19 protein-coding genes and 1 tRNA gene are annotated in these 24,219 nt (G+C 71.5%); 14 read left to right on the top strand and 6 right to left on the bottom strand.

Annotated elements, in window-relative coordinates:
- From hemL to ACX1D3_RS12805, 3 genes are all read left to right on the top strand, one after another.
- Nucleotides 1-1,278, top strand: a complete 1,278-nt coding sequence (gene hemL, locus ACX1D3_RS12815; RefSeq protein ID WP_458994215.1) for a glutamate-1-semialdehyde 2,1-aminomutase — start codon at nt 1-3, stop codon at nt 1,276-1,278.
- Nucleotides 1,279-1,311: 33 nt separating this feature from the next.
- A complete protein-coding gene (hemC, locus tag ACX1D3_RS12810; protein WP_458994214.1) occupies nt 1,312-2,976 on the top strand; it encodes a hydroxymethylbilane synthase in 1,665 nt (554 codons plus the stop codon).
- Between the two features lie 127 nt (nt 2,977-3,103).
- Nucleotides 3,104-3,179 (top strand) — tRNA-Ala (locus tag ACX1D3_RS12805).
- A gap of 86 nt (nt 3,180-3,265) precedes the next feature.
- Here the strand turns inward: ACX1D3_RS12805 and ACX1D3_RS12800 are convergent.
- The gene (locus ACX1D3_RS12800; RefSeq protein WP_458994213.1) at nt 3,266-3,949 is read right to left on the bottom strand and encodes a ferredoxin--NADP reductase; all 684 of its coding nucleotides are present in this window, start codon (nt 3,947-3,949) and stop codon (nt 3,266-3,268) included.
- 145 nt (nt 3,950-4,094) lie between these two features.
- On the opposite strand from ACX1D3_RS12800, the gene ACX1D3_RS12795 reads away from it, so the two are divergent.
- Complete coding sequence (locus tag ACX1D3_RS12795; RefSeq protein WP_458994212.1) at nt 4,095-4,484, top strand: thioesterase family protein; 390 nt, start codon at nt 4,095-4,097, stop codon at nt 4,482-4,484.
- Nucleotides 4,485-4,543: 59 nt separating this feature from the next.
- On the opposite strand, the gene ACX1D3_RS12790 is transcribed toward ACX1D3_RS12795, so the two are convergent.
- The 3 genes from ACX1D3_RS12790 to ACX1D3_RS12780 all read right to left on the bottom strand — a co-directional run bounded on the left by ACX1D3_RS12790 (nt 4,544) and on the right by ACX1D3_RS12780 (nt 8,675).
- The gene (locus ACX1D3_RS12790) at nt 4,544-5,662 is read right to left on the bottom strand and encodes a substrate-binding domain-containing protein (RefSeq protein WP_458994211.1); all 1,119 of its coding nucleotides are present in this window, start codon (nt 5,660-5,662) and stop codon (nt 4,544-4,546) included.
- A gap of 134 nt (nt 5,663-5,796) precedes the next feature.
- Nucleotides 5,797-7,101, bottom strand: coding sequence for a sugar ABC transporter permease (locus ACX1D3_RS12785; protein ID WP_458994210.1), 1,305 nt, complete (start codon nt 7,099-7,101; stop codon nt 5,797-5,799).
- Between the two features lie 17 nt (nt 7,102-7,118).
- Nucleotides 7,119-8,675 carry an ATP-binding cassette domain-containing protein gene (locus ACX1D3_RS12780; RefSeq protein WP_458994209.1) on the bottom strand — a complete coding sequence of 519 codons (1,557 nt, stop codon included), beginning with the start codon at nt 8,673-8,675 and terminating at the stop codon, nt 7,119-7,121.
- A 259-nt stretch (nt 8,676-8,934) separates the two neighbouring features.
- On the opposite strand from ACX1D3_RS12780, the gene ACX1D3_RS12775 reads away from it, so the two are divergent.
- The 3 genes from ACX1D3_RS12775 to ACX1D3_RS12765 are packed head-to-tail and all read left to right on the top strand — an operon-like array spanning nt 8,935 to nt 11,881.
- Nucleotides 8,935-10,110, top strand: a complete 1,176-nt coding sequence (locus tag ACX1D3_RS12775) for an ROK family transcriptional regulator (protein ID WP_458994208.1) — start codon at nt 8,935-8,937, stop codon at nt 10,108-10,110.
- Nucleotides 10,111-10,115: 5 nt separating this feature from the next.
- Entirely contained in the window at nt 10,116-10,868 is a 753-nt protein-coding gene (locus tag ACX1D3_RS12770; protein WP_458994207.1) for an ATP-binding cassette domain-containing protein, read from the top strand.
- Between the two features lie 20 nt (nt 10,869-10,888).
- Entirely contained in the window at nt 10,889-11,881 is a 993-nt protein-coding gene (locus ACX1D3_RS12765; protein WP_458994206.1) for a LacI family DNA-binding transcriptional regulator, read from the top strand.
- Between the two features lie 4 nt (nt 11,882-11,885).
- Here the strand turns inward: ACX1D3_RS12765 and ACX1D3_RS12760 are convergent, their stop codons facing one another.
- Together ACX1D3_RS12760 and ACX1D3_RS12755 are read right to left on the bottom strand one after the other, a co-directional pair.
- On the bottom strand, nt 11,886-12,182 hold the full coding sequence (locus tag ACX1D3_RS12760; protein ID WP_458994205.1) for a hypothetical protein: 297 nt from the start codon (nt 12,180-12,182) through the stop codon (nt 11,886-11,888).
- Nucleotides 12,179-13,423, bottom strand: a complete 1,245-nt coding sequence (locus ACX1D3_RS12755) for an inorganic phosphate transporter (protein ID WP_458994204.1) — start codon at nt 13,421-13,423, stop codon at nt 12,179-12,181. The genes ACX1D3_RS12760 and ACX1D3_RS12755 overlap by 4 nt, the downstream gene beginning before the upstream one ends.
- A 158-nt stretch (nt 13,424-13,581) precedes the next feature.
- Here ACX1D3_RS12755 and ACX1D3_RS12750 point away from each other — a divergent pair, with 158 nt between their 5' ends.
- The 7 genes from ACX1D3_RS12750 to ACX1D3_RS12720 all read left to right on the top strand — a co-directional run bounded on the left by ACX1D3_RS12750 (nt 13,582) and on the right by ACX1D3_RS12720 (nt 24,214).
- The gene (locus tag ACX1D3_RS12750; protein WP_458994203.1) at nt 13,582-14,274 is read left to right on the top strand and encodes a M48 family metallopeptidase; all 693 of its coding nucleotides are present in this window, start codon (nt 13,582-13,584) and stop codon (nt 14,272-14,274) included.
- A gap of 190 nt (nt 14,275-14,464) precedes the next feature.
- Complete coding sequence (locus ACX1D3_RS12745; RefSeq protein WP_458994202.1) at nt 14,465-15,664, top strand: L,D-transpeptidase family protein; 1,200 nt, start codon at nt 14,465-14,467, stop codon at nt 15,662-15,664.
- Between the two features lie 97 nt (nt 15,665-15,761).
- The gene (locus ACX1D3_RS12740) at nt 15,762-16,700 is read left to right on the top strand and encodes a DMT family transporter (protein ID WP_458994201.1); all 939 of its coding nucleotides are present in this window, start codon (nt 15,762-15,764) and stop codon (nt 16,698-16,700) included.
- A gap of 23 nt (nt 16,701-16,723) precedes the next feature.
- Nucleotides 16,724-20,056 carry an FtsX-like permease family protein gene (locus tag ACX1D3_RS12735; RefSeq protein WP_458994200.1) on the top strand — a complete coding sequence of 1,111 codons (3,333 nt, stop codon included), beginning with the start codon at nt 16,724-16,726 and terminating at the stop codon, nt 20,054-20,056.
- Nucleotides 20,053-22,644, top strand: a complete 2,592-nt coding sequence (locus tag ACX1D3_RS12730; RefSeq protein ID WP_458994199.1) for an ABC transporter permease — start codon at nt 20,053-20,055, stop codon at nt 22,642-22,644. The genes ACX1D3_RS12735 and ACX1D3_RS12730 overlap by 4 nt, the downstream gene beginning before the upstream one ends.
- Nucleotides 22,641-23,552, top strand: a complete 912-nt coding sequence (locus tag ACX1D3_RS12725) for an ABC transporter ATP-binding protein (protein WP_458994198.1) — start codon at nt 22,641-22,643, stop codon at nt 23,550-23,552. The genes ACX1D3_RS12730 and ACX1D3_RS12725 overlap by 4 nt, the downstream gene beginning before the upstream one ends.
- Complete coding sequence (locus ACX1D3_RS12720) at nt 23,549-24,214, top strand: ABC transporter ATP-binding protein (protein ID WP_458994197.1); 666 nt, start codon at nt 23,549-23,551, stop codon at nt 24,212-24,214. The genes ACX1D3_RS12725 and ACX1D3_RS12720 overlap by 4 nt, the downstream gene beginning before the upstream one ends.
- Nucleotides 24,215-24,219: the final 5 nt, after the last annotated feature.

Raw genomic sequence — 24,219 nt, 5'->3', positions numbered from 1 at the left:
ATGGATCAACTGTTCGAGCGGGCACGCGGGGTCATCCCCGGCGGGGTGTCGTCGCCGGTGCGGGCCTTCGGGTCGGTCGGGGGCACACCCCGGTTCGTCTCGTCGGCCCGAGGCCCGTACGTGGTGGACGCCGACGGCGTCGAGTACGTGGATCTGGTGTGCTCCTGGGGGCCGGCCCTGCTCGGCCACGCGCACCCGGAGGTGGTGGCGGCCGTCCAGGAGGCCGCGTCGCGCGGGCTGTCCTTCGGGGCGCCGACGGCGGCCGAGGTCGAGCTGGCCGAGGTCATCCGCGCGAGGGTGCCGATGGCCGAACAGGTGCGCTTCGTCTCTACGGGCACGGAGGCCACGATGACGGCCGTCCGACTGGCGCGAGGGGCCACGGGCCGCGACGTCATCGTCAAGTTCGCGGGCTGCTACCACGGGCACTCGGATGCCCTCCTGGCGGCAGCGGGCTCCGGCGTGGCCACCCAGGGGCTTCCCGGGTCGGCGGGGGTCACGCAGGCCGCCGCCGCCGACACCATCGTGGTGGACTACAACGACGTCGACGCTCTGACGAGGGTCTTCGATGAGGCGGGTGACCGGATCGCCGCGGTCATCACCGAGGGGGCGCCCGCCAACATGGGCGTGGTCCCACCCGCTCCCGGCTTCAACGCCGCCATTCGGGAGCTCACCGCCAGGTACGGCGCGTTGATGATCCTCGACGAGGTGCTGACTGGCTTCCGGGTGGGGCCGTCGGGTTGGCTCGGCATGGAGGGCGGCTACCTGCCGGACCTGGTGACCTTCGGCAAGGTGGTGGGCGGCGGCATGCCGCTGGCCGCCCTGGCCGGTCCTGCCAGGGTGATGCAGCTGCTGGCGCCCGTCGGGCCGGTCTACCAGGCGGGCACGTTGTCGGGGAACCCGCTGGCGACGGCCGCGGGACTGGCCACCCTCCGGCTCGCGGACGCCGGCGTGTACGCGCACGTGGACCGGCGCGCCGCGGAGTTGCAGGCCGCCGTGGCCGACGCGTTGACTGCGGCGTCCGTGCCGCACGTGGTCCAGCGGGCGGGCAGTCTGTTCTCCGTGTTCTTCCGCGGGGAGGGGGTCGCCGACTACGACGACGCCAAGGCGCAGGACACCGCCGCCTTCGCGCGCTTCTTCCACGCGATGCTGGACCGGCACGTGGCGCTGCCGCCGTCGGCGTTCGAGGCCTGGTTCCTGTCGGCCGCCCACGACGACGCGGCCATGGCACGGATCGGGGACGCCCTGCCCGCAGCAGCGCGGGCGGCCTCCCATTCGTGAGAAGCTAGCCCCGTCACTCAGAGAGGATCAACGGTGAGACTTCGGTTGGGCACACGCGGATCGGCGCTGGCGCTGGCGCGTTCGGAGATGGTCGCGGCACGGCTGCGCGAGGGCGGGCACGAGGTGGAGACCGTCTCTGTCGCGTCGGCGGGTCAGGACACGATCCACATGCCCGACGGATACTCGCAGGTGATCTTCGCCAAGGAACTGCGCGAGGCGCTGCGGGCGGGCCAGGTGGACGTCGTCGTGCACTCCGTCAAGGACGTCCCGCTGCGCGACAAGCCCGAGGACCTGATCTTTCCGGCCGTCCTGCCTCGCGGCGACCACCGCGACGTGCTCTGCACGCGCAGCGGCATCACCCTTGCCGCGTTGCCGCGTCACTCGCGGGTGGGGGTCACGTCGCTCCGTCGCCTCGCCCAGCTGCGGGCACTGCGGCCGGACCTCACCTTCGTCGACGTGGGCGGCTCGCTGGAGGAGCGGCTGCGCCACCTGGAGCCGGGTGATCTCGACGCGGTGGTGCTGTCCGCCGCCGGGGTCGAGGCGCTGGGCCTGACGGACCGGATCGCCGAATACCTGCCCATCCTCACCGCGCCCGGGCAGGGGGCGCTGGCGCTGGAGTGCCGCAAGGACGACGAGGACATCGTCGCCGCGCTCAGGGAGCTCGACGACGTGGAGACACGGATCACCATCGACGCGGAGCGGGCGGTGCTGACGGGGCTCGGCACCACCTACATGGCTCCTGTGGGGGCGCTCGCGTCGAGGCGGGGGATCCTGTCGCTCAAGGCCGGGGTGTTCGCCATCGACGGCACCAAACGCAACGTGCTCGAGGTGGGCCTGCCCACCTCGGAGTTCCACGCCGTCCGCACCGGCGAGAACGTCGCGGCCGCGCTCAAGGCTCGCCGGGCGGACCGGTTCTTCTCCGCGGAGGCGCTGGCGTCGGTGAAGCTCTCGGCCGAACACGACGACGAGTCGCCCTTCATCGAGGTGGCCGGTGACGACCGGATCCGGGTGCTCCTCGCCCGCCAGGAGGGCCGCCTCGCGCAGTCACTGCGCAAGAACGGGCTTCGCGTGGACTGCGTCTCGCTGCAGGAGGCCAAGCTCATCTCCGCCGACAACATCCTCGGCTGGGCGGACTGGGTGGTGCTGCCCTCCGCGCAGACCGTGTGGGCGCTGCGCGAACGGGGTTGGGACATCCCGGCTGGCACGAGGGTCGCTGCCATGGGCTCCACCACCCAGCTCGCCGCGGAGGAGAGCGAGATCCAGATCGAGCTCAGCCCGGAGGGGACGGCCAGCTCGCAGAAGCTGGTCGAGATGTTCCCCAAGGCTGAGGGGGAGCAACGGGTGGTCATCGCCTGCGCGGACCAGCTCTCCACGAACCTCGAGGACGGGCTGCGTGCCAAGGGCTACACCGTCGAGCGTCTCGAGGTGTACACCATGGTGGACGTGGCCGAGTTCGACCCCCGAATCCGGCAGATGTGGGAGGACGGGGCCTGGGACGCCGTCCTGCTCAGCCAGCCGTCGTTCGCCTCCGCGTACGTGAACCTCCTGGGCCACCGTGACGGGGTGCACGTGCTGGCCTGGGACGACCCGACGGCACAGGCCCTCGCGGAACTCGGCGTACCGGTGCTGGCCACGGCCAAATCCAAGGACGAGTTCGGTGTCGCGGCCCTGGCCAGGGAGCTTGCCAAGCAGAAGTGAACCCTGCACGCCCGTCCGGCCCGCGACCTCCCAGAGGTGGCGGGCCGGAGCCGTGTCAGGGGCCTGGCCCGATTTTCCAAGTCCCCCGAGATGCGCTATCGTTCTTCGAGTCGCCGCAGGGCGGCCTGGGGCTATGGCGCAGTTGGTAGCGCGCTTCCATGGCATGGAAGAGGCCAGGGGTTCGAATCCCCTTAGCTCCACCAGCACAGACACAACCCCGCCCCAGGCGGGGTTGTGTCGTTTCTGCGCCCGACGACCAGGCCGTGACGGCCCTGCCCGCCGGCGGTTCTCAGATGTCGTCGGCGGTGTAGCCGGGGAAGAAGTCCTCCTTCAGCTGGGTGTCGGGTAGTCCGGCACCGCGGAGGGCCTCGCCGAGTGCCTCCACCATCGGCTCAGGGCCGGAGACGTAGACCAGGCAGTCGTTGAGGCCGGGCACCAGTCGGGTCAGCACGTCGACGGTCAGTGGCTCGCCGACGACACGGTGGACGGTCAGCGAGTGGTCCTTCTCCTCCCACTCGCTCAGCTCGTCGGCGAACGCCACGTCATCGGATCCGCTGCCGTAGATGAGGGTCACCGCCAGGGGTTCGCCGTCGTGGTGTCGCTGCTTGATGATGCTGTGGAAGGGCGTCACTCCGATCCCGCCCGCGACGAAGACGACGGGGATATCCGTCTCCTCCCACGTGAAGTCGCCCTCCGGATCCTGCTTCAGCTCGATCCGGTCACCGGGCTCCAATCTGGACAGCGCCTGCTTGAACGTGCTGCCCGTGACTCGGGTGGTGACCTGCATCACCCCCTCGTAGGGTGCCGCGGCGTTGGTGAACCAGCGTTCGGTGCCCTCGTCGTCCGGGTTCTCGTGGGGGATCTCCACCTGGACGTACTGGCCGGCCTCCCAGACCAGTGGCTCGTCGCTGCGGAACCGGAACGTCCAGATGTCTGCGGCCGCGTGGGTCTTCTCCATGAGCGTCAGGGACATGCGCTTCTCCTTCGAAGAGTCGTCGCGTCCGACGCTACCCCGCGCCCACACGGCGTGCGCCCGTTAGCATGTGGCTGACGGTGATGACCACCAGTTCCTTGTCCGAGTTGAGGAGAGCCACGTGAAAGCGTCCTTACGTCCAGGCGTGTCACATACGATGCGCTATGTGGTCCCCGGGGACCGGACGGTTCCGCACCTGCTGCCGGAGTCCGCGGACTTCGCCGCGATGCCGGAGGTGCTGGCCACCGGTTACATGGTGGGCATCGTCGAGTGGGCCTGCATGGAGGCACTGCACAGCCATCTCGACGACGGCGAGATCACGCTCGGCACGCATGTGGACCTGTCCCACCAGGCGCCCACCGTGCCCGGCTCGACGGTGGTGATCGACGTCACCGTGACCCGGGTGGATGGCCGCCAGGTCGCCTTCGACGTGCGGGCCCACGATGAGCACGCCGTGATCAGCGCCGGGACCCACGGGCGGGTGGTGGTGAATCGCGAGCGGTTCGTGTCGCGGCTCCCACACGCGCGCCCCTGACGCCGTGGACGACGAGGGGGTGGGTCCTCGCGGACCCACCCCCTCGTCGTCGGATCGGATCAGCTCCCAAGGAGCGCCAGGCGATCGGGATCGTTGGCGAACACCTCGGCCGCGTTGGCCTTGGTCACCACGACGGGATCGAGCTGGTAGATGTTGACGTCGACCTTGCCGTTGTTGGCGGTGTCCTCGGTGGCCGGAAGGCCCTCGCCGGTCTGCAGCAGCTGGATCAGCTCAACCGTCTTCGCGACCAGCGCGTCGGTGGGCTTGGCGACGGTGGAGTACTGCTCGCCGGCGGCGATCGAGATGATCGACTCGTTCTCGGCATCGAGTCCCGTCACGATCGGCAACTCCATGCCGGCCTGCTTCACCGAGGTGAGGATGGCGCGGGCGATGCCGTCGTTGGGGGAGAGCACCCCGTCGATCGACTTGTCGGAGTAGTTGCCCGAGAGCAGCGAGTCCATGCGGGCCTGTGCCTTGGCGTTGTCCCAATCGGGGGTGGCCACCTGGGTGAACTCGGTCTGGCCCGAGACCACCACGAGGGTGCCGTCGTCGATCTTCGGCTGGAGCACGCTCATGGCGCCGGTGAAGAAGTTCGGGGCGTTGGGGTCGGCCGGGCCGCCGCCGAACAGCTCGATGTTGTAGGGGCCGGGGCCCGTGGCCTCAAGTCCATCGAGGAGGGACTGGCCCTGGAGTTCGCCGGTGCGGACCGAGCCGAACTGGACCACGCCGTCGATGGCGGTCGTGTTCTCGATGAGGCGGTCGTAGCCCAGCACCTCGATGCCGGCGTCGTGCGCCTTCTCCAGGACGGAGCCGAGCTGCGTGCCGTCCACCGGACCGACGACGATGACCTCGGCGCCCTGTTCGATCATGGCCTCGATCTGCTGCTGCTGCTGCGGAACCTTGTTGTCGGCCGCCTGGATCAGCGCGGTGAAGCCGGCGGCCTCGAGCTGGTCGGCGAACATGACCTCGGCCTCCTTCCAGTTCTGGGTGCCCAGCCACGGCAGCGCCACGCCGATGGTGGCGTCGGCCGCGAAGCCCTCGCCGCCCGCGCTGGCGGAGGTGGAGGCCTGGGACGAGGAGGTGGGGTCGGTGGTGCCCTCGCGGCCACCGCCACAGGCGGTCAGCGCCAGGGAGGTGACGAGGAGGCCCGTGAGGAGGCCGGCTGCCTTCATCTTCATGATGGTCCTTTCGGTGTTCCCGACCGGCCGATCCGGTTCGGGGGTGGGCATCGATGCCCGGTGGTGTGCGCGCCGGGGCGCACTGGGGGAGGGGAGGCGCCGAGAGGGCGCCACCCGGAGGGGGATGTCGGGGTCTACTTGCTCTGGGCGGTGGTGGGGACGGTGTCGGCCGCGTCGACCACCGGGCCGGGCGCGGCGGGGGCCGACTCGAGGGTCGCGGCTGAGGCGGGCTCGCTGCGGAACCGGCGCATCAGGTTCCCGATCAGGGACGGCCGGCCCTGCTGCTTGTTGTAGACGTCGAAGGCCACGGCGGCCAGGAGCACGAGGCCCTTGATCACCTGGGTCTGGTCCGCGCCGACGCCCATCAGCATGAGGCCGCTGTTGAGCACCGCCATCACCAGGCCGCCGATCATGGAGCCGACGACGGTGCCGATGCCGCCCGAGACCGCCGCGCCGCCGATGAACACGGCCGCGATCGCGTCCAGCTCCCACATGGTGCCGTCGGAGGGCCCCGCCGCCGTGGCGCGGCCGACGAACAGGATGCCCGCGATGGCGGCGAGGAAGCTCATGTTGAGCATCACCAGGAAGTAGGTCTTGGCCGTGTTGACTCCGGAGAGGGCGGCCGCTGCCTTGTTGCCGCCGACGGCGTAGATGTGACGGCCGAAGCGGGTGCGCTGGGTGAGCACGTGGTAGACGATGACGAGGATCACGAGGATCACCCCGGGGATCGGGAAGGAGGTGCCGGGGCGGCCGCTGCCGAACAGCCAGGTGACGTAGCCGATCACCACGACGATCAGGGCGATGCGCACCAGGGTCGCCCACATGGGCGCCTCGGCCCCGCGCTCCAGGGCGTGGGCGCGGCGCTTCAACTCGCTCCAGACGAACCAGGCGGCGGCCAGGATGCCGAGGAGAAGGGTCGAGTTGTTGAGGCCGGTGAACGCGGGACCCCACTCGGGCAGGTAGCCGGCTCCGAAGAACCTGTACTCCTCGGGCACGGGCACCGAGATGGACTGCGACATCCAGATCACCAGGCCGCGGAAGATCATCATGCCGGCGAGCGTGGTGATGAACCCGGGGATGCCCACCTTCGCCAGCCAGAAGCCGTGCCAGGCGCCGATCAGGACGCCGGCCAGGAGACCGGCGAGGATGCCGGCCCACCAGGGGAAGCCGTAGGTGGAGGTGGTCAACGCGGTGGTCATCCCGACGAAGCCGGCCACAGATCCCACCGAGAGGTCGATCTGGCCGATGACGATGACCATCACCATGCCGATCGCCAGGATCAGCACGTAGGCGTTTCCGGAGATGAGGTTCTGGAAGTTCGACGAGGTGAGCATCCGTCCGCCGGAGACCACGTCGAAGACGACGGCGAGGAGGACGAGGGCCAGGGCCATCGTGTACTGCTGGAGGTTGCCTCCGAGGACTTGCTTGATTGCCTTCATTGTCGTGTCCGTTCAGGTCAGGCCGGCAGCGCCGCGGCCGAGGTGCTGGTGGTGGTCATTCGTCGCATGAGGGTTTCCTGGTCGGCGTCAGCCGCCGCGAGCTCTCCGGTGATGCGGCCCTCGCAGATGGTGTAGATGCGGTCGGTGATGCCGAGGAGCTCGGGCAGCTCCGAGGAGATCACCACGACGCCCTTCCCGGAGTCGGCGAGCGCGTGGATGAGCTTGTAGATCTCGTACTTGGCGCCCACGTCGATGCCGCGGGTGGGCTCGTCGAGGATGAGCAGCTGGGGTTCGGGGTACATCCACTTGGCGAGGACGACCTTCTGCTGGTTGCCGCCGGAGAGGGTGGCGACGCCGACGTCGACGCTGGGCGCCTTGATCCGCAGCTCCCTGCGGTACTTCTCGGCCACCGCCGCCTCCTTGCGCGGGCTGAGGAGGAACCGGGTCACGATGTCCTTGAGGTTGGCCGCGACGATGGTGCTCTTGATGTCGTCGATCAGGTTGAGGCCGAGGGTCTTGCGGTCCTCGGTGACGTAGGCGATGCCCTGCTCGATCGCCTGGGCGACGGTGTGGGTCTCGATCCGCTTCCCGCCCAGCCTCATCTCGCCGGAGAGCCAGCGCCCGTAGGAGCGGCCGAAGATCGAGCGGGCCAGCTCGGTGCGGCCCGCGCCCATCAGCCCGGCGAAGCCCACGACCTCGCCGGCGCGGACGGTGAATGCGGCGTCCTTGACGATCAGGCGGCCGGGGATGGCCGGGTGTTCGACGTTCCAGCCGTCGACCTCGAAGAGCACGTCTCCGATGTGCGGGGTGCGCGTGGGGTAACGGTTCTCGATGGAGCGCCCCACCATGGCGCGGATGATCCGGTCCTCGTCCACCTGCCCGGCCACCACGTCGTAGGTCTCGACGGTGCGGCCGTCACGGATGACGGTGACGGCGTCGGAGACGGCCGCGATCTCGTTGAGCTTGTGGGAGATCATGATCTGGGTGATGCCCTTGGCCTTGAGGCCTCGCATGAGGTCCAGCAGGTTGCGCGAGTCGTCCTCGTTGAGCGCCGAGGTGGGCTCGTCGAGGATGAGCAGCTTGACGTTCTTCGCCAGAGCCTTGGCGATCTCGATGAGCTGCTGCTGGCCGACGCCGAGGGTCTTGATCGGGGTGTCGGGATCGAGGTCTAGCCCCACGCGGGCTAGGAGGTCGAGCGCCTTGAGGCGGGCCGCCTGCCAGTCGATGAGGAGGCCCGAGGTCACCTCGGAGCCGAGGAAGAGGTTCTCCGTGACCGAGAGTTCCGGGATCAGAGCCAGCTCCTGGTGGATGATGACGACGCCGCGCTCCTCCGAGGCCTTGATGCCGCCGAAGCGCACCACCTCGCCCTCGAGCTCGATGTCGCCGTCGTAGGTGCCGTGCGGATACACCCCCGAGAGCACCTTCATGAGCGTGGACTTGCCCGCGCCGTTCTCCCCGCAGATCGCGTGGATGTCGCCGCGGCGTACGTTCATCGTGACGCCGTCCAGGGCCTTGACCCCTGGGAACTCCTTGGTGATGCCGCGCATCGCCAGCAAGACGTGACCGTCGATCATGCCTACCCGTGTCTCCTTCGACTCCGCGGATTCGCGACGTTCGCCGTCGCTGCCCCCGATGGCTAGAACGTAAGCGCTCGAACGGCTTGGCGTCAATTCTTGAAGTCAAGCGTTATCACTTCGTTACAAATGCAATCGATACCACCATTCGTGACTAGGGCTTATGGTTGTTCAGCGCTAACACTTGGAGCCGGACGCCTGGGTCCGGGAGTTGAAGACAACGCCGGATGGATGCGGGCGCTGCTGCTAGCCTTCAAGCGTGAACAGGGTCGTGGGCGCGCCGGGATCTCAGCCGTCGCTGCGCGAGGCCAACAGCGCCCGAATCGTTGAAGCTGTGAAGGCGTACGGCCGCATCACGCAGGTCGAGCTGGCCAGCGTGACGGGCCTGTCGCCCGCCACCGTCTCCAACATCGTCAAGCAGCTGCTCGAGAGCGGCCTGGTGGAGACCAGCGCCACCACGCGGTCTGGCAGGCGGGCGCAGCTGGTGTCGCTCAGGACGTCGTCGGCCCTGGCCGTCGGCATGCACATCGGCCGCAGATCCCTCGACCTGGTGATCGCCGACGCCTCGCTCGAGGTCCTGGCCTCGACGCGCCTGCCGCTGCCTGCCGATCACCGCTCGGACACGACGCTGGACCGCGCCGCGCTCCTCGTGGCCGATCTCGCGGACGACGTGGGGGCGGACATGGAACGCGTGGCGGGCGTGGGGCTGGCGCTGCCGTCCAGTGTGGGACGCGGGGGCCGGACGGGGGCCTTCCAGCTGCCCGGATGGGAGGAACTCGACGTGGATCAGCTGTTGTCGGCCCGGATCCAGCGGCCGGTGCTGGTGGTGAAGGAGGCGGACGCCGCGGCGATGGCCGAGTCGCGCCTGGGCGCACTGCGGGGCGCGAGCTCGGCGATCTACGTGCACGCCTCCCACACCACCGAGTCCAGCCTCGTGCTGGGAGGCATGGTCCACGGGGGCTTCCGCGGCGGGGCGGGTGCGCTCGGCCACGTCCGGGTGGATCCCGCCGGGCTGATCTGCCGCTGCGGCGCCCGCGGCTGCCTCAACACCGTCGTGTCCGGGGAGGCCCTCGCCGAATCGGTCCGCGTCAGCCACGGCCCCATGGACCTGCGCGCCATCGTCAAGGCGGCCAGGGACGGTGACCCGGGATGCCGTCAGGTGGTCGCGGACGCGGGCGCGGTCATCGGCCGGGCGCTGGCGGACCTCGCCACGGTCGTCGCCCCCGAACGCATCACCTGGGGAGGTGACCTGGCCACGGTGGGTGAGACCTTCGTGGGCCCCCTGCGCGAGGCGGTGCGGGGGAGGCCACTGCTGCCCGCCGTCGAGGAGCTGCTCGCCGAGCCGGCGTTCCCGATCGACGGCTGCGCCCGGGGGGCGTTGGTGGCCATTCACGACGTGATCACCGCCTCCGCGACTGCATCGGTGGAAGGATGACGGCCATGGACTCCCGCCCACTCCTGCTCGAGCTCCGCTCGGTGAGCAAGCACTTCGGCGGCGTGCTCGCGCTGGTTGACGTGGACCTGACGGTGCGCGCGGGCGAGGTGGTGGCGCTGGTGGGGGACAACGCGGCCGGCAAGTCCACCGTCGCCCGGATGGTCTCCGGGGTCTATCAGCCGGACGGGGGACAGATCCTCCTCGACGGCCGGCCGGTCACCATCCCATCGGCCCAGGCCGCCTTCGCGATGGGGATCGCTGCGGTCTTCCAGGAGTTCGCCCTCGCCGAGAACCTCGACGTGACCTCCAACATCTTCCTCGGGCGCGAGCTGAGCTCCGGCGCCCTGCTCGACGTGGACCGGATGGACGACCTGGCCCGCTCCTACCTGGCTCAACTCAACGCCAGGATCCCTGACCTCCGGACGCCGTTGGTCCAGCTCTCCGCGGGCCAGCGGCAGAGCGTGGCCATCGCGCGCACCCTCGTGAGCAGGCCACGGCTGGTCGTGCTGGACGAGCCCACGGCGTCCCTGTCGGTCGGGCAGACCGCGGAGGTGCTGAGCTACGTGGAGCGGCTGCGCGACATGGGCCTGGGCGTGATCCTGATCAGCCACAACCTCAACGACGTCCGGGCGGTGGCGGACCGGATCGAGGTCCTTCGGCACGGCCGCAACAACGGCTCCTTCGACGCGGCCACGGCCAGCTACGAGGAGGTGCTCTCGGCCATCACGGGGGCCACGCGGCGGCGGGTGCCGCGGTGAGGGCAGGGGCCCGGCCCACCATGAAGGACGTCGCGGCGATGGCTGGCGTCGCCGTCACCACCGTGTCGCGGGTGATCAACCAGGATCCGAAGGTGGCCGCGGACACGCGGGCCCGTGTCGAGTCCGCGATCACGGACCTGCACTACCAGCCGGATCCGCACGCCGGGATCCTCCGGCGGCGGGGTCGCACGAAGACGCTCGGGCTCCTCGTGGGCAACGTCGCCAACCCCTTCTCGGCGTCGCTGCACCGGGCGGTCGAGGACGTGGCCCGTCCCCATCACGTCGCGGTCTTCGCCTCCAGCCTCGACGACGATCCCACCCGCGAACGCGAGGCCGTCGAGGCCTTTCTGAGCCGCAGGGTCGACGGCCTCATCCTCACCACGATCGGGACCGACCACACGTACCTCGAGCCCGAGATCGAGCGGGGCACCCCCGTCGTCTTCGTCGACCGGCGGCCAGTCGGCATCCAGGCCGACACGGTGGTGTCGGACAACTATCGGGGCGCCCGGGCCGCCGTGGCACACCTCGCCGCGCAGGGGCATCGCCGGATCGCCTTCCTCGGCGACAGCGAGCTCATCTACACGGCGCGGGAGCGGCGGCGCGGATACCTGGACGAGTGCCGCGACCGGGGGCTCGAGGCGACGGCGGACCTCGTTGTCACCGGGCTCGGCGACGAGGCATCGGCGGAGAGGGCCGTCTCACGGCTCCTCGACAGCACCAACCCGCCCACGGCCATCTTCTCGGCGCAGAACCTCATCACCATCGGCGCCATCGCGGCGCTCAGGGCGGCTGGCGCGGCCCGTGCCATCGCGCTCGTGGGCTTCGACGACATCCCCATGGCCGAGCACCTCGCCCTTCCGGTCACCGTCGTGGCGCAGGACCCCAGCGCCATCGGCCGCATCGCGGCCGAGATCGTGTTCGCGCGGCTGGAGGGTGACTCCTCCGCCGCGGCGGAGGTGGTCGTGCCCACCCGGCTCATCGCGCGCGGGTCCGGCGAGATCCCTCCAGCCTGAGGGCCTACTTGGGCAGGAACACCGGTAGAAGGCCGTTGAACTCGAGCTTCATGCCGAGGCCATGGGCGACGATCACGCCGATGCCGGCGGCGATGGCCACCAGCACCAGGGCGAAGCACAGGTACGCCGCGATCCTGGCCACCGGGTGCGGCTCGTGATCCGTGGCATCCGCGTCGCCGCCCACGCCGTACGACAGCGCCCGGATACCCAGGGCGAAGATGGCCGGAAGGCCGGCGCCGAGGAGCATCCCCAGCCACAACACGTTCCAGGCGCCCCCGAGCGCCAGCCACAGGGTGTTCATGCCCGGGTCTCCTCTCGCGCCGCATCGTGATTGTGGTTCGGCACCACCCTGTCGGTCACCTGCTCCACCCATTCGTCGTTGACGTTGCGATGGTCCACCAGCGTCTTGCGGGAGTGGCGGTACATCCACGCCGACGCGGCGACGAGGATGGCGAAGACGACGAGCGCTCCGCCCAGCCCTCCGATCGTGTGCCCGACCAGCCACATGGCGGCACCCACGAGGCCCGCCGACGGCAGCGTGATCAACCAGGCCATGCCCATCCGTCCGGCGATGCGCCAGTTGACGGTGGAATCCTTCTTGCCGAGCCCGGTGCCGAGGATGGAGCCGGTCGCGACGTGCGTGGTGGACAGCGCGAAGCCCAGGTGGCTGGAGACCAGGATGACCGCCGCCGAGGAGGACTCCGCGGCCATTCCCTGGGGCGAGGAGATCTCGACCAGGCCCTTTCCGAGGGTCCGGATGATCCGCCATCCGCCGAGGTACGTGCCGAGCGCGATCGCGAGAGCGCACGCCAGCTTCACCCAGAAGGGGACCGACTGCAGGTCCGTCCATGACCCCGTCGCGATCAGGGCGAGGGTGATGACGCCCATGGTCTTCTGCGCGTCGTTGGTCCCGTGGGCCAGCGAGACGAGGGAGGCGGAGCCGATCTGCCCCCACCGGAAGCCCGATTCGCGGTACTTCGCTGCCACGCCGCGCGTGATGGCGAACACCAGCCAGGTGCCGACGGCGGCCACCGCGATCGCGATCACCGGCGACATCAGCGCCGGCAGCACGACCTTACCGATGACGCCGTCGAGCTTGGTGCCGTCTCCGACCCACTTCACGCCGTCGACGCCGAGCCCGGCCATGGTGGCGCCCACCAGGCCACCGAAGAGGGCGTGCGACGAGCTCGAGGGGAGGCTGAACAGCCAGGTCAGCAGGTTCCACACGATGGCGCCGACAAGGCCGGACAGGATGATCAGGAGGAGCGCGAGCCCGCCGTCGGCGATCAGCTCAGGCTTGGGGGCGCCGGACTTGTCCTGGATGTTGACCACCGCATTGGTGACCGTCAGCGCCACCTCCACCGAGAGGAAGGCGCCGATCAGGTTCAGGACGGCCGACAGCGCGACGGCGGTCTTGGGCCTCAGCGCGCCGGTGGCGATGGACGTGGCCATCGCGTTCCCGGTGTCATGGAAACCGTTGGTGAAATCGAAGACCAGAGCGGTCACGATGACGAGCACAAGCACGACTAACTCGGGTGGCACATGGCCCAGTGTGCTACTTCGGGGCCCTGGATGCGCAATCGGGGTTGTTTACGCCGCCCCCGGGGCCGGCGCAGCGCACCCAGGTGGAACAGCAGATGAACAGGTGATGACCACGCGCCCGTTCCGATTCTGTCGGACCGGCTTCCTATCATGGCGCCATGCCACGACGCTCCGCCTCAACGTCCCTCCTCCGGGTGGCCGGGGTCGACGCGGAGGTCACCTACAAGGCCATCAGGAACCTGCGCCTGAGGGTGGTTCCGCCTGACGGGAGGGTGGCAGTCTCCGTGCCCTTCGGGGTATCTGAGCACGCCGTGCGGACCTTCGTCGAGGGGCACCGTGAGTGGATCGCCGCCGCGCAGGCCAAGGTACGACGCATCGAACCACGGCCCCAGGCTCTCGACGACGGACGTGCCCGGGTCTGGGGCGCCTGGCACGACGTCATCAAGGGGGCGGGAGACCGGCCGTCGGCGGGGTTCTCCGCGGCCGGCGTCGTGCTCTCAGGTCGTGACGAGGAGGAGCGGCTCCGTGGGCTGGAGGGGCTGTACCGGCGGGAACTGGAGATGGCACTGCCCGCGCTCCGCGACGAATGGGAGGCCAGGGTCGGGAGGCAGGCGTCGCTGATCCGTCTCAGGCGGATGACCACGCGCTGGGGTACCTGCAACACAAGGACGGGCGCCATCACGCTCAACGTCGCCCTCGCCGAGCATCCCCCCTCTGCGCTTGAGTACGTGCTCGTCCACGAGTTGGTCCACCTGCACGAGCGCGGCCACGGCCCCGGGTTCATCGCCTGGATGGACGCGCTCCTCCCGGACTGGCGTGCCAGGCGTGGCGCGCTGAACGGGCGCGCGTGAGGATGCGCGCGTGAGGATGGTGGTGCAACCGCCGGGACAGGCCATGCGTACCTGAGGTGAGAATCCCCCCTGGAAAGGAACCGACATGGGCCCGCGCCACCCCGAGCGCGTCAGCGTCGTCGGCCTTCCCGGCGCCTATGCTGGCACGGACGGATCTGCTCTTCCCCCTGAGAGGTCATCGGTGTTGAGAATGCCTGGTATCAAGCTGGTGCCCCGCGCCGACGGTGCGCGCCCATTGCCGGCGCCCCGGCGGCGCTTCGCGGCGTTCTCCCTGGCGATGTTCGCGTCTGCCTCGCTGCTGCTGGTCGCCTGCGCACCAGCGGCGGTCGTCCCGCGGGCCACACCGCAGGCGGTGCCCACGACCGCGGCGCCGGTGCCGGAGGCGGCGCCCAGCCCCTCCACTCCCGCCCCGTCCACTCCTGCCCCGTCCACGCCCACGCCTTTGCCGTCGATCACCGAGCCTCCCACCCAGGAGACCGCGCCGCCCGCCCCGCCCGCGCCGCCTGCCCTCCTCAAGGCCGGCGATGAGGGTGACCCCGTCCGGGACCTCCAGCACCGGCTCCTGCAGCTGGAGTGGTTCTCCGGGAAGATCACCGGCGTCTACGGCGAGGAGACCGTGCTCGCGATCGAGGGATTCCAGGCGAAGCGTGGCATCCCGGTCACCGGCGAGGTGGACCAGGCCACGCTGGACAGGCTGCACTCCATGACACGCCAGCCCACCCAGGACGAGATGCACAACATCCTGAGGCCGGGCCCGGCTCTGTTCGCGGAGGGGAGCACGGGCGACGGCGTCAAGGACATCCAGGCACGGCTCAAGCAGATCGGCTGGTACTCGCCCAAGATCGACGGCGTCTACGGGCCGGTGACGGTGGAGGCCGTCAAGGGTTTTCAGGCCAAGCGTCAGATCCCGGTCACCGGTGAGGTCGACCAACGCACCAAGGACCGGCTCTACGGCATGACGCGCAAGCCCACCGCGGACGAGCTGAACAACGTGGTGCGCGCGCAGACCACGACGATGACGCTGGACGATCGTTGCATGACGGGGCGCGTGATCTGCATCTCCAAGGCCCAGCGACGCCTGGCCTGGGTGATCGACGGGAGGATCATCGACACGATGTCGGTCCGCTTCGGCTCCGAGCTCACGCCCACCCGCAACGGCGTGTTCTCCGTGTACTGGAAGTCGAAGAACCACGTCTCCAGCCTCTACGACACCCCGATGCCCTATGCGTTGTTCTTCAGCGGGGGGCAGGCCGTCCACTACTCGGCGGACTTCGCGCGCAACGGGTACAACGGTGCCTCGCACGGCTGCGTCAACGTGCGGGACAAGGGGGCCGTGGCGGCGCTGTTCGATGCGGCAAAGGTCGGTGACAAGGTGGTCGTCTACGGCTGACCCCGGACCCTGATCGAGGAGGGGCGACCAGGGTCGTACCCGATCCGGCCGGTCGCAGGGTAGTCTTCCAACGTTGTCCGACTGAAAGGCTCACGGCGTGATCTGGCTGGCCATCGGGATGCAGGTTGTGTCCTCTTTCCTGTTCGCGAGCGGCGCGGTGCTGCAGAGCCTGGGCGTGAAGTCCACCTTCGATCCGGACGGTGTGGCGTCGTCCAACAGGCTGACGTTCGCCGGCCTGCTTCAGCTCTTCAGAATTCCCAAGTGGCTTCTCGGGCTGTTGTTCGTGCTGGCCGGGGCCGCGATCCATCTCGTGGCGCTGTCGTTCGCGCCCGTGGCCGTGGTCCAGCCCGTGGGGATCCTGGCCGTGCCCTGGTCGGTCCTGCTGGCCGCCCGGATCCACAAGCACGCGCTCACCCGCAAGATGTGGATCGCGGTGGCCATCACGGTCGTGGGCGTCGTCGGGTTCACCGTCTTCTCGTCGCTCTTCGCCACGGGCCAGAAGCAGGTCGAGTTCGCGCCGATGTTCATCGCCTTCCTCGTGGTCTGCGCCATCTGCGCCGTCCTGTCCTTCTTCGCCACGCGGGCCGCCCCGTGGGCGAAGGCGATGATGTGGTCGTCGGTAGGGGCCACCTTCTACGGGCTCGCCTCCGGCTTCATGAAGGCGGCGATGGACCTTGTGCTCAAGCACGGGCAGCCGTTCGGCGGATTCCAGGTCGTCGCCACCGTCGCCATGATGCTCGCCTGCTACGGCCTGGGCGTCTGGATGATTCAGCAGGGCTACGCGTCCGGCCCCGCCGAGATCACGGTGGGCACGATGACGACGGTCGACCCGTTCGTCGCGGTCCTGTTCGGCCTGATCGTGCTCGGGGAGGGCGCGGGGATGGGCCCGGGGCCAGCCGTCGGGATGGCCGTGACCGGCGCGATCGCCGTCTACGGGGTCCTGCTGCTGTCCAAGGACCACCCGGACGCCCACGAGGAGCGCCGCAAGCTGGCGGCCAGCCAGAACGAGCCCTCGTCTGCCCCTCCGATGAGCTGACCGCGATGCCCTAGGGTGCGATCGTGCAGTGGACGGCCTGGAGCATCGCGCGCAACGTCGCGCGGCCGGCGTTGTCCGCGGCCCTCGCCGGCACCGTCCTCATCGCGGCCACCGTTGTCGGGGCCGTCGCCTGGCTGACGGCCAGCCTCGCCGAGACGGCTGCCAGGGACGCCTTGCTGGGGTCTCCGCCGGCCACTCTCACCATTCGTGCCCGCGCGGGAACCGACGCCGACGATCAGGACCGTCGTGCCCGGTCGTCACTGACCACGGGGTTCGCCCCGGCAACCCTCGAGATCTCGACGGTCATCGACGCCGATCCGGTCCCGCTGGGAGGGTCGCGGCTCCTGGCCCGCCACGATCCGAGCGCCCTGGCCCGGGGCACCATCGTCGCCGGGCGGGCGCCGGCCGCCCAGGACGAGGCGGCGATGCAGGCAGACGCGGCCGCCCGCCTCGGGATCGGCGTCGGCCGCGTCCTCGACCTGCGCGGCGTCACCGTCACCGTCACCGCCACCTGGCGGCCGGCGGATCCCGGCTCCTCGTCGTGGGCGGGCGACCCGCTGGCGCTGAGGGGGACGCACTCGGGCGTCAGCGGCCCCCTGCTGGTCTCGCGCCCGGTCGTCGAGGCGATTTCCGGCACGCCGGTCCTCACCTGGTCCCTGGTCCCGGACCTCAGTGGGGCTGGTCCCGCTGAGTTCGATGCCCTCAGTTCGGGGGCCGCCCGGGCCAAGGCCCTCGTGGAGGTGGCCGACGACACCGGGCGCGGAGTCACCGTGGAGGGCGCGCTGGGGGAGCGCGTGGACGCCGCGGCGGAGGACTGGGCCGACGCCCGCCGGCTGGGCCAGGTGCCGCTCGGCGTCGTGTGGCTGCTGGCTCTTCTGACGCTGGTGCAGGTGGGACGCGTCGTCGCTGCATCGCGGGACGCCGAGACGCGGCTGCTGCTCGCCCGTGGGACCACCGTCGCGAGGCTCACGGTCCTCGGGCTGGCCGAATCGGCGGTGATCGCGGCGGTTGGCGCAGCACTGGGCGGCGTGGGAGCGGCGCTCGGGATGGGGGTGGTGACCGGGTCCTGGGGACTGGTCCCCGAAGCGATCTGGGGCGCAGCCGTTGCCGCCGGCACTGCCGTGGTCGCCTTCACCGGTGCCGTGGCCGGGCGTGCGCAGGCGTTGGCGCGCTCGTCGGCACCCGACCGCGGCCGGACCGCGGCGGCCCTCGGTGGCGCTGCCGGGGTCCTGGTCCTCGCAGCGGCAGCCGCGCTCGCGACATGGCGGCTCACCGCCGCGGGCACCCTACCCGCCCCAGGGGGCCCCTGGGATCCGGACCGGGCCGCGGCGTTGGCCCCGGCAGCCCTCCTGGTCGTGGCCGGGGCCCTCGCACCGCTCGTTCTGGGGCCACTCACCGGAGCCGTTGCGCGCGTTCTGCGGCGCGCAACGCGCGGCGTCGTGGCATGGCTGGCGGTGGCTCACCTGACGCGCGCGGTCCTCACGGCCGCCGTGCCCGCGCTCCTCATGGTCGTGGCCATCGGATCCGTGACGATGGCCGGGCTCTTCGGCGGCGCCTCGCTGAGGGTGGGCGCCGACCTCGCCGCGCTGGAGCGCGGCGCCGATGTCCGGGCGACCCTGGCCACCCCGCCGGCCGCCGGTCTCGCCCTCCCACCCGATGCGGCGGCCGTCGCGGGCGCGTCCGCGTCCGCCCCCGTCTGGACCGACGGGTCCGCACGCGTGGGCGACTCCCCGGTGGCGCTCGTGAGCGGGCCGCTCGACAGCCTCGCCGCGACCGCGTCCCTGCCGGCGGGGGTGGCCGTCCCAGAGCCACCTGGGAACACGGGACTGCTCGCGGGGGCGTTGCCGATCCCGGCGGGCGCACGTGAGCTCACCGTCAGCCTCGACGGCGGCATCCGCCTGGATCCCTGGCAGGAGGCACTGGCCCGTCAGGTCCCGGAGCTGAGCCGTCGGCAGGCGGACGCCCCGTACATCCTCGATCAGGCCGACGCCGCCACCGAGCTGACCCTCGAGGCTCTCTCCCGGCTCCGCGCCGGTGCGACGGTCCGGGTGGAGGTCCTCGTCCGCGACCTCCTCACGGGCGTGTCGCGCCGCCTGCCCGCCGTCGACCTCGCCGTCCCCGGCCTGGACCTGGCGTGGGACGGCTCCGTCGTCATCGGCCCCCCGGCCCAGGCCTCGGGCTCGGGCCGCGTCGAGCTGCCCCGCGGTGGACGCTTCGTAGTCGACGGGGTGGGCGTGCGCGTCCCGGACGGACCCTCAGCCGCGACCCTCGAGTTGGCCGTCACGCTGGCCGCCGACGGCGTGCCGCTGGGGCCGACGGGGGACTGGGCCTCCGACGTCGCCGTCCCCGACGGGGTCGCGGGCCCTTACCGCGACCTCCTGGCCGGCACGCCGGTGGAGGTGGGCATCGCGGAGATCGCCACCGACGGCGAACTCACCGCCCACGTCGCCACCACGAACCGGCCGGACGTCCCGCCCCTCCTCACCCCGGTGCAGGGTGGATGGCGACTCGCCGGTGAGCCGTCGGCTCTGGCGGCGACCAGGCTCGGCCCCCACGTCGCCTTCACGGGCCGGGACCCCGCAGGTGTCGTCGAGTCGTCCGCCCCGCCCCCGGTCCCGGTCACGCTGACGTCCGATGCCGCGGAGGAGGCCGGCCTGGGGCCGGGCGACCGCTTCGAGATCGACGCGTTCCAGCGGCGACTCCCCGCAGAGGTGGCGTCGGTCGTCGACGTCGTGCCAGGCACGACCCAGCCCCTCGCGGCCCTCGCCGACTCGAGGGCGGTCTCCGCAGCGCTCGCCGTCACCGCCGACCCCATGCCCTGGCCTCGCGAGCTCTGGGTCGCGGCCGGGGATCCGGATGCCGTCGCGGCGGGCCTGGCGGAACTGCCCGGTGTGGAGTCCGTCGCGCACCCGGCGGCCGGCAACCCGGCCGCGACCCTCGCCCGCCGGACGTTCTGGACCGGCGCAGCGGGGGGCGTGGCGCTGGCCGTGGCCGGGGTGGCCGCGACCTTCGTCGCCCAGCTGGACTCCCGCCGAGGCGAGACGGCCGTCCTCAGGACGCTCGGCCTCGGCGGTCGCGCGCAGGGGCGCAGCCGAGCCCTCGAGCACGCGGGCGTCTCCCTCACCGCGAGCCTCCTCGGGGTCGCCGCAGGAGGCCTCGTCGGGGCGCTCGTGGTGCCGCCGCTGGTCCGCTCGGCCGTCGGGGCCGACGCCCGTTGGCCGATCCCGCTCACGGTGGACGCGGGCGGCTGGTTCGCGTTGGTCACCGTGGCCGCGCTGTCAGTTGGGGCCGTCGTCGCGGTGATCGCCCGCGCCGTCGCCCGGCAGGCGGCCGGCGGCTGGGAGGGGCACCGATGAACGTGCCCCGCTGGCTCCTGGCGCAGGCACGGGCGGACCGGTTGCCGGTGGCCCTCTTCACGCTCGCCGTTGCCGTGGTCGTCGCGCTGGCCGCGCTCGTCCCGCCCGCCGTGGGCGGCCTGAGCTCGGCGGCGATGTCAGGCGCGTTCGGCACCCTCACCGCCCAGCAGGGCGACCTTGTCGGGAGGTGGCGCGGCGCACCGCAGGGAGACCAGGCGGCGCCGGATCCGGCCGCCGGGTACCTGGCGGCGGCCGAGGCGCTGAGGACCGCGCAACCCCTGCCGCTGCGGGACGTGCTCAGGCCGCCGCAACTGGTCGCCGAGCTGGGGTTCCCGCTGGTCGTCACGCCCCCGGAGTCCTCGGGCTACCACCGGCTCACGTTCGCGGTCCTGGTCGACGCCACGTTGGCCGAGCACGCCGAGCTCGTCTCGGGGACCTGGCCGGCCGCACCGGACCCGGCCGAGCCCGTCAGCGACATCGTCGTGCTGCACGACGCGGCCGAGCGGCTGGGCTGGGCCCTCGGCAGCCAACCGCTCCCCGGGCTGCGCCTGTCCGGGACGTTCAGGCCGACCGATCCCACCGACCGTCGGTGGGAGCAGGTTCCGCGCGGCATCCGGTACGCGGAGCTCGTCGACCCCAATCTCGGCACGGAACTCGTCTCGGCCGTGTTCCTCCATCGCGGAGCGCTGTCCGCCGGCGCCTCGGGCCGGCGCCCCCAGATCAACCACCTGCTCTGGTTCGGGATCAACGCGCCTGCACCGTCGCAGGGCGAGGTGGACGCCGAACTCCTGGCCGGGCAGCTGACGGCGATGCTCTCGCGCACGCTGCCGCTCGACGACGACGGGCGGGTCACGGTGCGGTTCTTCTCCGAGCTGGGGGAGATGCTCGACGCCGTGGCGGTGGAGCAGCGCACGCTGACGTCGCTTGCGCTGGTGCTCGCCGTCGGGCCGCTGATCCTCGCGGCCCTGCTGGTCGCGCTCGCGGGGGCCGCCGTCCGTGAGGGCCGCTCGGTGGGCACCTCGCTGCTGCGGGCCCGCGGCCTCGCACCCGGGCAACTCCTCGGGTGGACGGCGGCCGAGGGGGCCGTCCTCGGGCTGCTCGGAGGGGTGGCCGCACTGGGCGTGCTGGGCGTGGCGCTGCCCGACGGGGGGTGGCGCCGCTGGCCGGCCGGCCTGACCCTTGCGCTCCTCCTCGGCGGGGTCATGCCCGCGATGCACGCGTGGGGTGCCCGCCCAGGCACCCGCAGCGGCCCCGGCCCCAGGCGGGTGCGCCTGGCTGCGGAGCTGACGCTCCTGGGCCTCGCCGCCGTGTCCGTCGCCCTGCTGGTCGAGCGGCCGTCGGCGGGAGGGCTGGAGGCGCTCGCCGCGGCCGCGCCCGCCCTCGTCACGCTCGCCGCGGGCGCGCTCCTGTGGCGCGTGCACCCGATCCTGCTGCGGTTGCTGGCTGGGCGGCTGCGCGAGGGTCGCGGCCTCGCCGGGCCGCTCGGGGTCAGCCGGGCGCTGCGGGGGGCCGGGGGCGGCGCGGTCCCGCTCGCAGCGGTGCTGTTGGGCGTGTCGATGGCGGTGGTGGGCGGTGTCCTGACGACGAGCCTGGAGGCCACATCACGGGACGCGGCCTGGGCGGTCAACGGTGCCCAGATCAGGGCTGCCGGCCCCCGGATGACCGACGACGTCGTCGCAGGCATGCGCGCCGTCGACGGCGTGGCCGCGGTGGGTCGGCTGACCAGGCTCGCCGATTCGGTGCCGTTGACGTCCCGGGGAGGTGAGGTGACACACGTCGCCGTCTGGTCCGTCGATGAGGGTGTGCCCGACGCGTACCGCGGCACGCCCCTCGAACCGCGGCTCCCCGGGGCACTGGCCGATGCCGGCGGCCCGCTCCCCGTGGTCCTCGGTGGGTCCACGACGGGGGAGAGCGGCCCAGCCACGCTGGGGGGCATGGGCGAGGTGACGATCGTCGGCCGGCTGGACCTCCTCCCCGGCGCCGGCACCCCCGAGGCATGGGCTCTGGTCGACTCCGGACGGTGGTTGGCCGCCGGCGGCGCACCGGAGAGCTCCACCCTGGCGCTGGTCTCGATCGACGACGGCGCCGCGGCCGATCAGGTGGCCGCCGACCTGCGGGACCAGCTCGGGACCGCCGTGGTCACCACGGTGGACGAGCAGCTCAGGTCGCGACTCGGCCCCGCGTCGCAGGCGTTCTCACGCATCGTCGCGATGGCTGGAGCGGTGGGCCTGATCCTCATGACCATGGCCGTCGTCGGAGCCGAGTCGTTGGCCGGCGGCGCACGTCGAGGGTCGACGCGCCTTCTTCGGGCACTGGGCGCCGCACCCGGCGAGATCCGGCGGAGCGTCGCCTGGGAGGTAGCGCCGGGGCTCGTCCTGGCGCTGGGCGCCGGCGTCGTCCTGGGGATCGCGGTCGCGGGCATACTCCTGGCCGGCCTGGACTACAGCTTCATCACGGGCGCGGGCTCCGCGTCGCTGGTGGTCGACCCGGCGTCGCTCGGGATCGTGATGATCCTCGTCCTGGCCGCATTCGCCGTCGTCGTCTGGTCCGCCGCCCGGCGGACCACAGTGCAACAGGAGGTGCCATGACACCCACGGGTGTGGCAGGAGTGCAACGTGACCATGCCGGCCCCGATATCTGGTGCGAGGACCTCGTGCGGATCTTCACCACCGAGGGGGCGGAGGTACAGGCGCTTCAGGGGCTCAACCTCGTCGTCGAGCCCGGCGAGGTCGTCGCGTTGGTGGGCGCGTCGGGGTCCGGCAAGTCGACCCTGCTGGGCATCCTGTCCGGCCTCGACCGGCCGACGGGGGGCCGTGCGCGGGTCGCGGGCCACGACCTCACCGCCATGCGACCTCGTCAACGGATCGAGTTCCGGCGCCACAGCGTCGGGTTCGTCTGGCAGCAGACTGCGCAGAACCTCGTCCCGTATCTCACCGCCGCCCAGAACGTGATGCTGCCCATGATGATCACCGGGAGAGACGGCCGCGAGCAGCGCGCGGCCGAGCTGCTGAAGGTGCTGGGCGTGGCCGCGTCCGCCGAGCGCCACCCCCGTGAGCTCTCGGGCGGCGAGCAACAGCGGGTGGCGATCGCCACCGCCCTGGCCAACGGGCCCGCCGTGCTGCTCGCCGACGAGCCCACCGGCGAGCTCGACGACGACAACTCGGCGGCCGTGCTCGAGGCGATGCGGAGCGTGGCCCTGGAGACCGGGACCACCGTGCTGATCGTCACCCATGACCCGACGGTGAGCGGGCACGTGGAGCGCACGATCCAGATCCGAGACGGGCGCACCTCCACTGAGGTCGTCCGCAGGTTCGGGGAGGACGGGCGTGCGCAGGCCGCGGAGGAGTACACGGTGATCGACCGGGCGGGCCGGATCCAGCTTCCCCGGGCGCATGTGGAGGCACTGGGGCTGAGGGACAGGGTCCGCCTCGAGGCAGGGGAGGGGCACGTCGAGGTCTGGCCCGCGGCCGCCCCCATACGGGAGGACGGGCGGTGAGCGGCGGTGTGCGGCTGCGCGGACTGGGTCTGGATCGCGGCTTCGGATCCGGCGCGACACGCGTCGAGGTGCTGCGCGGGCTGGACATCGACGTCGTACCCGGGGCCCTCACGGTGGTCACCGGGCGGTCGGGCGCAGGGAAGACCACGCTCCTCAATGTCCTCGGCGGCCTCGACCGCCCCGACGCCGGCCAGGTTCTGCTCGGCGACGAGGACCTCTCGCGCGCAGGGGAGGAACGTCTCCTCGAGCTGCGGCGCACCAGGATCGGCATGGTGTTCCAGGACTTCGGACTCATCCAGGTCCTGTCGGCGGCGGAGAACATCGAGGTCCCGTTGAGGCTGGCCCGAACCGATCCGCAGACCCGGCGGACCAGGGTCGCGGAGTTGCTCGAGCGGATGGGGCTGTCCCGGCACGGGGGGCATCGGCCCGGTGAGCTGTCGGGGGGTCAGCAGCAGCGCGTCGGTATCGCCCGGGCTCTGGCCGCGGAGCCGGCCGTCCTCCTCGCCGACGAGCCGACGGCGCAGCTTGACGTCGACACCGCGGCCTCCGTCATGGAACTGATCGCTGAACTGACCGTCGAACGCCGCCTCGCGACGCTGGTGACCACCCACGACCCGCTGGTGGTCGCGGTGGCGGACGCCGTGGTGCACCTGCACCACTAGCCATC

The organism is Tessaracoccus yangjingae (assembly GCF_054483935.1).
This window is presented reverse-complemented; position numbering and strand designations above follow the sequence as displayed.

Bases quoted from the DNA above. Each gene is read 5' to 3' on its own strand.
- hemL (WP_458994215.1), top strand. From the start codon at position 1: ATGGATCAACTGTTCGAGCGGGCACGCGGGGTCATCCCCGGCGGGGTG.
- ACX1D3_RS12800 (WP_458994213.1), bottom strand. From the start codon at position 3,949: ATGTCCCTGACGCTCATGGAGAAGACCCACGCGGCCGCAGACATCTGG.
- ACX1D3_RS12790 (WP_458994211.1), bottom strand. From the start codon at position 5,662: ATGAAGATGAAGGCAGCCGGCCTCCTCACGGGCCTCCTCGTCACCTCC.
- ACX1D3_RS12785 (WP_458994210.1), bottom strand. From the start codon at position 7,101: ATGAAGGCAATCAAGCAAGTCCTCGGAGGCAACCTCCAGCAGTACACG.
- ACX1D3_RS12780 (WP_458994209.1), bottom strand. From the start codon at position 8,675: ATGATCGACGGTCACGTCTTGCTGGCGATGCGCGGCATCACCAAGGAG.
- ACX1D3_RS12770 (WP_458994207.1), top strand. From the start codon at position 10,116: ATGGACTCCCGCCCACTCCTGCTCGAGCTCCGCTCGGTGAGCAAGCAC.
- ACX1D3_RS12765 (WP_458994206.1), top strand. From the start codon at position 10,889: ATGAAGGACGTCGCGGCGATGGCTGGCGTCGCCGTCACCACCGTGTCG.
- ACX1D3_RS12760 (WP_458994205.1), bottom strand. From the start codon at position 12,182: ATGAACACCCTGTGGCTGGCGCTCGGGGGCGCCTGGAACGTGTTGTGG.
- ACX1D3_RS12750 (WP_458994203.1), top strand. From the start codon at position 13,582: ATGCCACGACGCTCCGCCTCAACGTCCCTCCTCCGGGTGGCCGGGGTC.
- ACX1D3_RS12745 (WP_458994202.1), top strand. From the start codon at position 14,465: ATGCCTGGTATCAAGCTGGTGCCCCGCGCCGACGGTGCGCGCCCATTG.
- ACX1D3_RS12730 (WP_458994199.1), top strand. From the start codon at position 20,053: ATGAACGTGCCCCGCTGGCTCCTGGCGCAGGCACGGGCGGACCGGTTG.
- ACX1D3_RS12725 (WP_458994198.1), top strand. From the start codon at position 22,641: ATGACACCCACGGGTGTGGCAGGAGTGCAACGTGACCATGCCGGCCCC.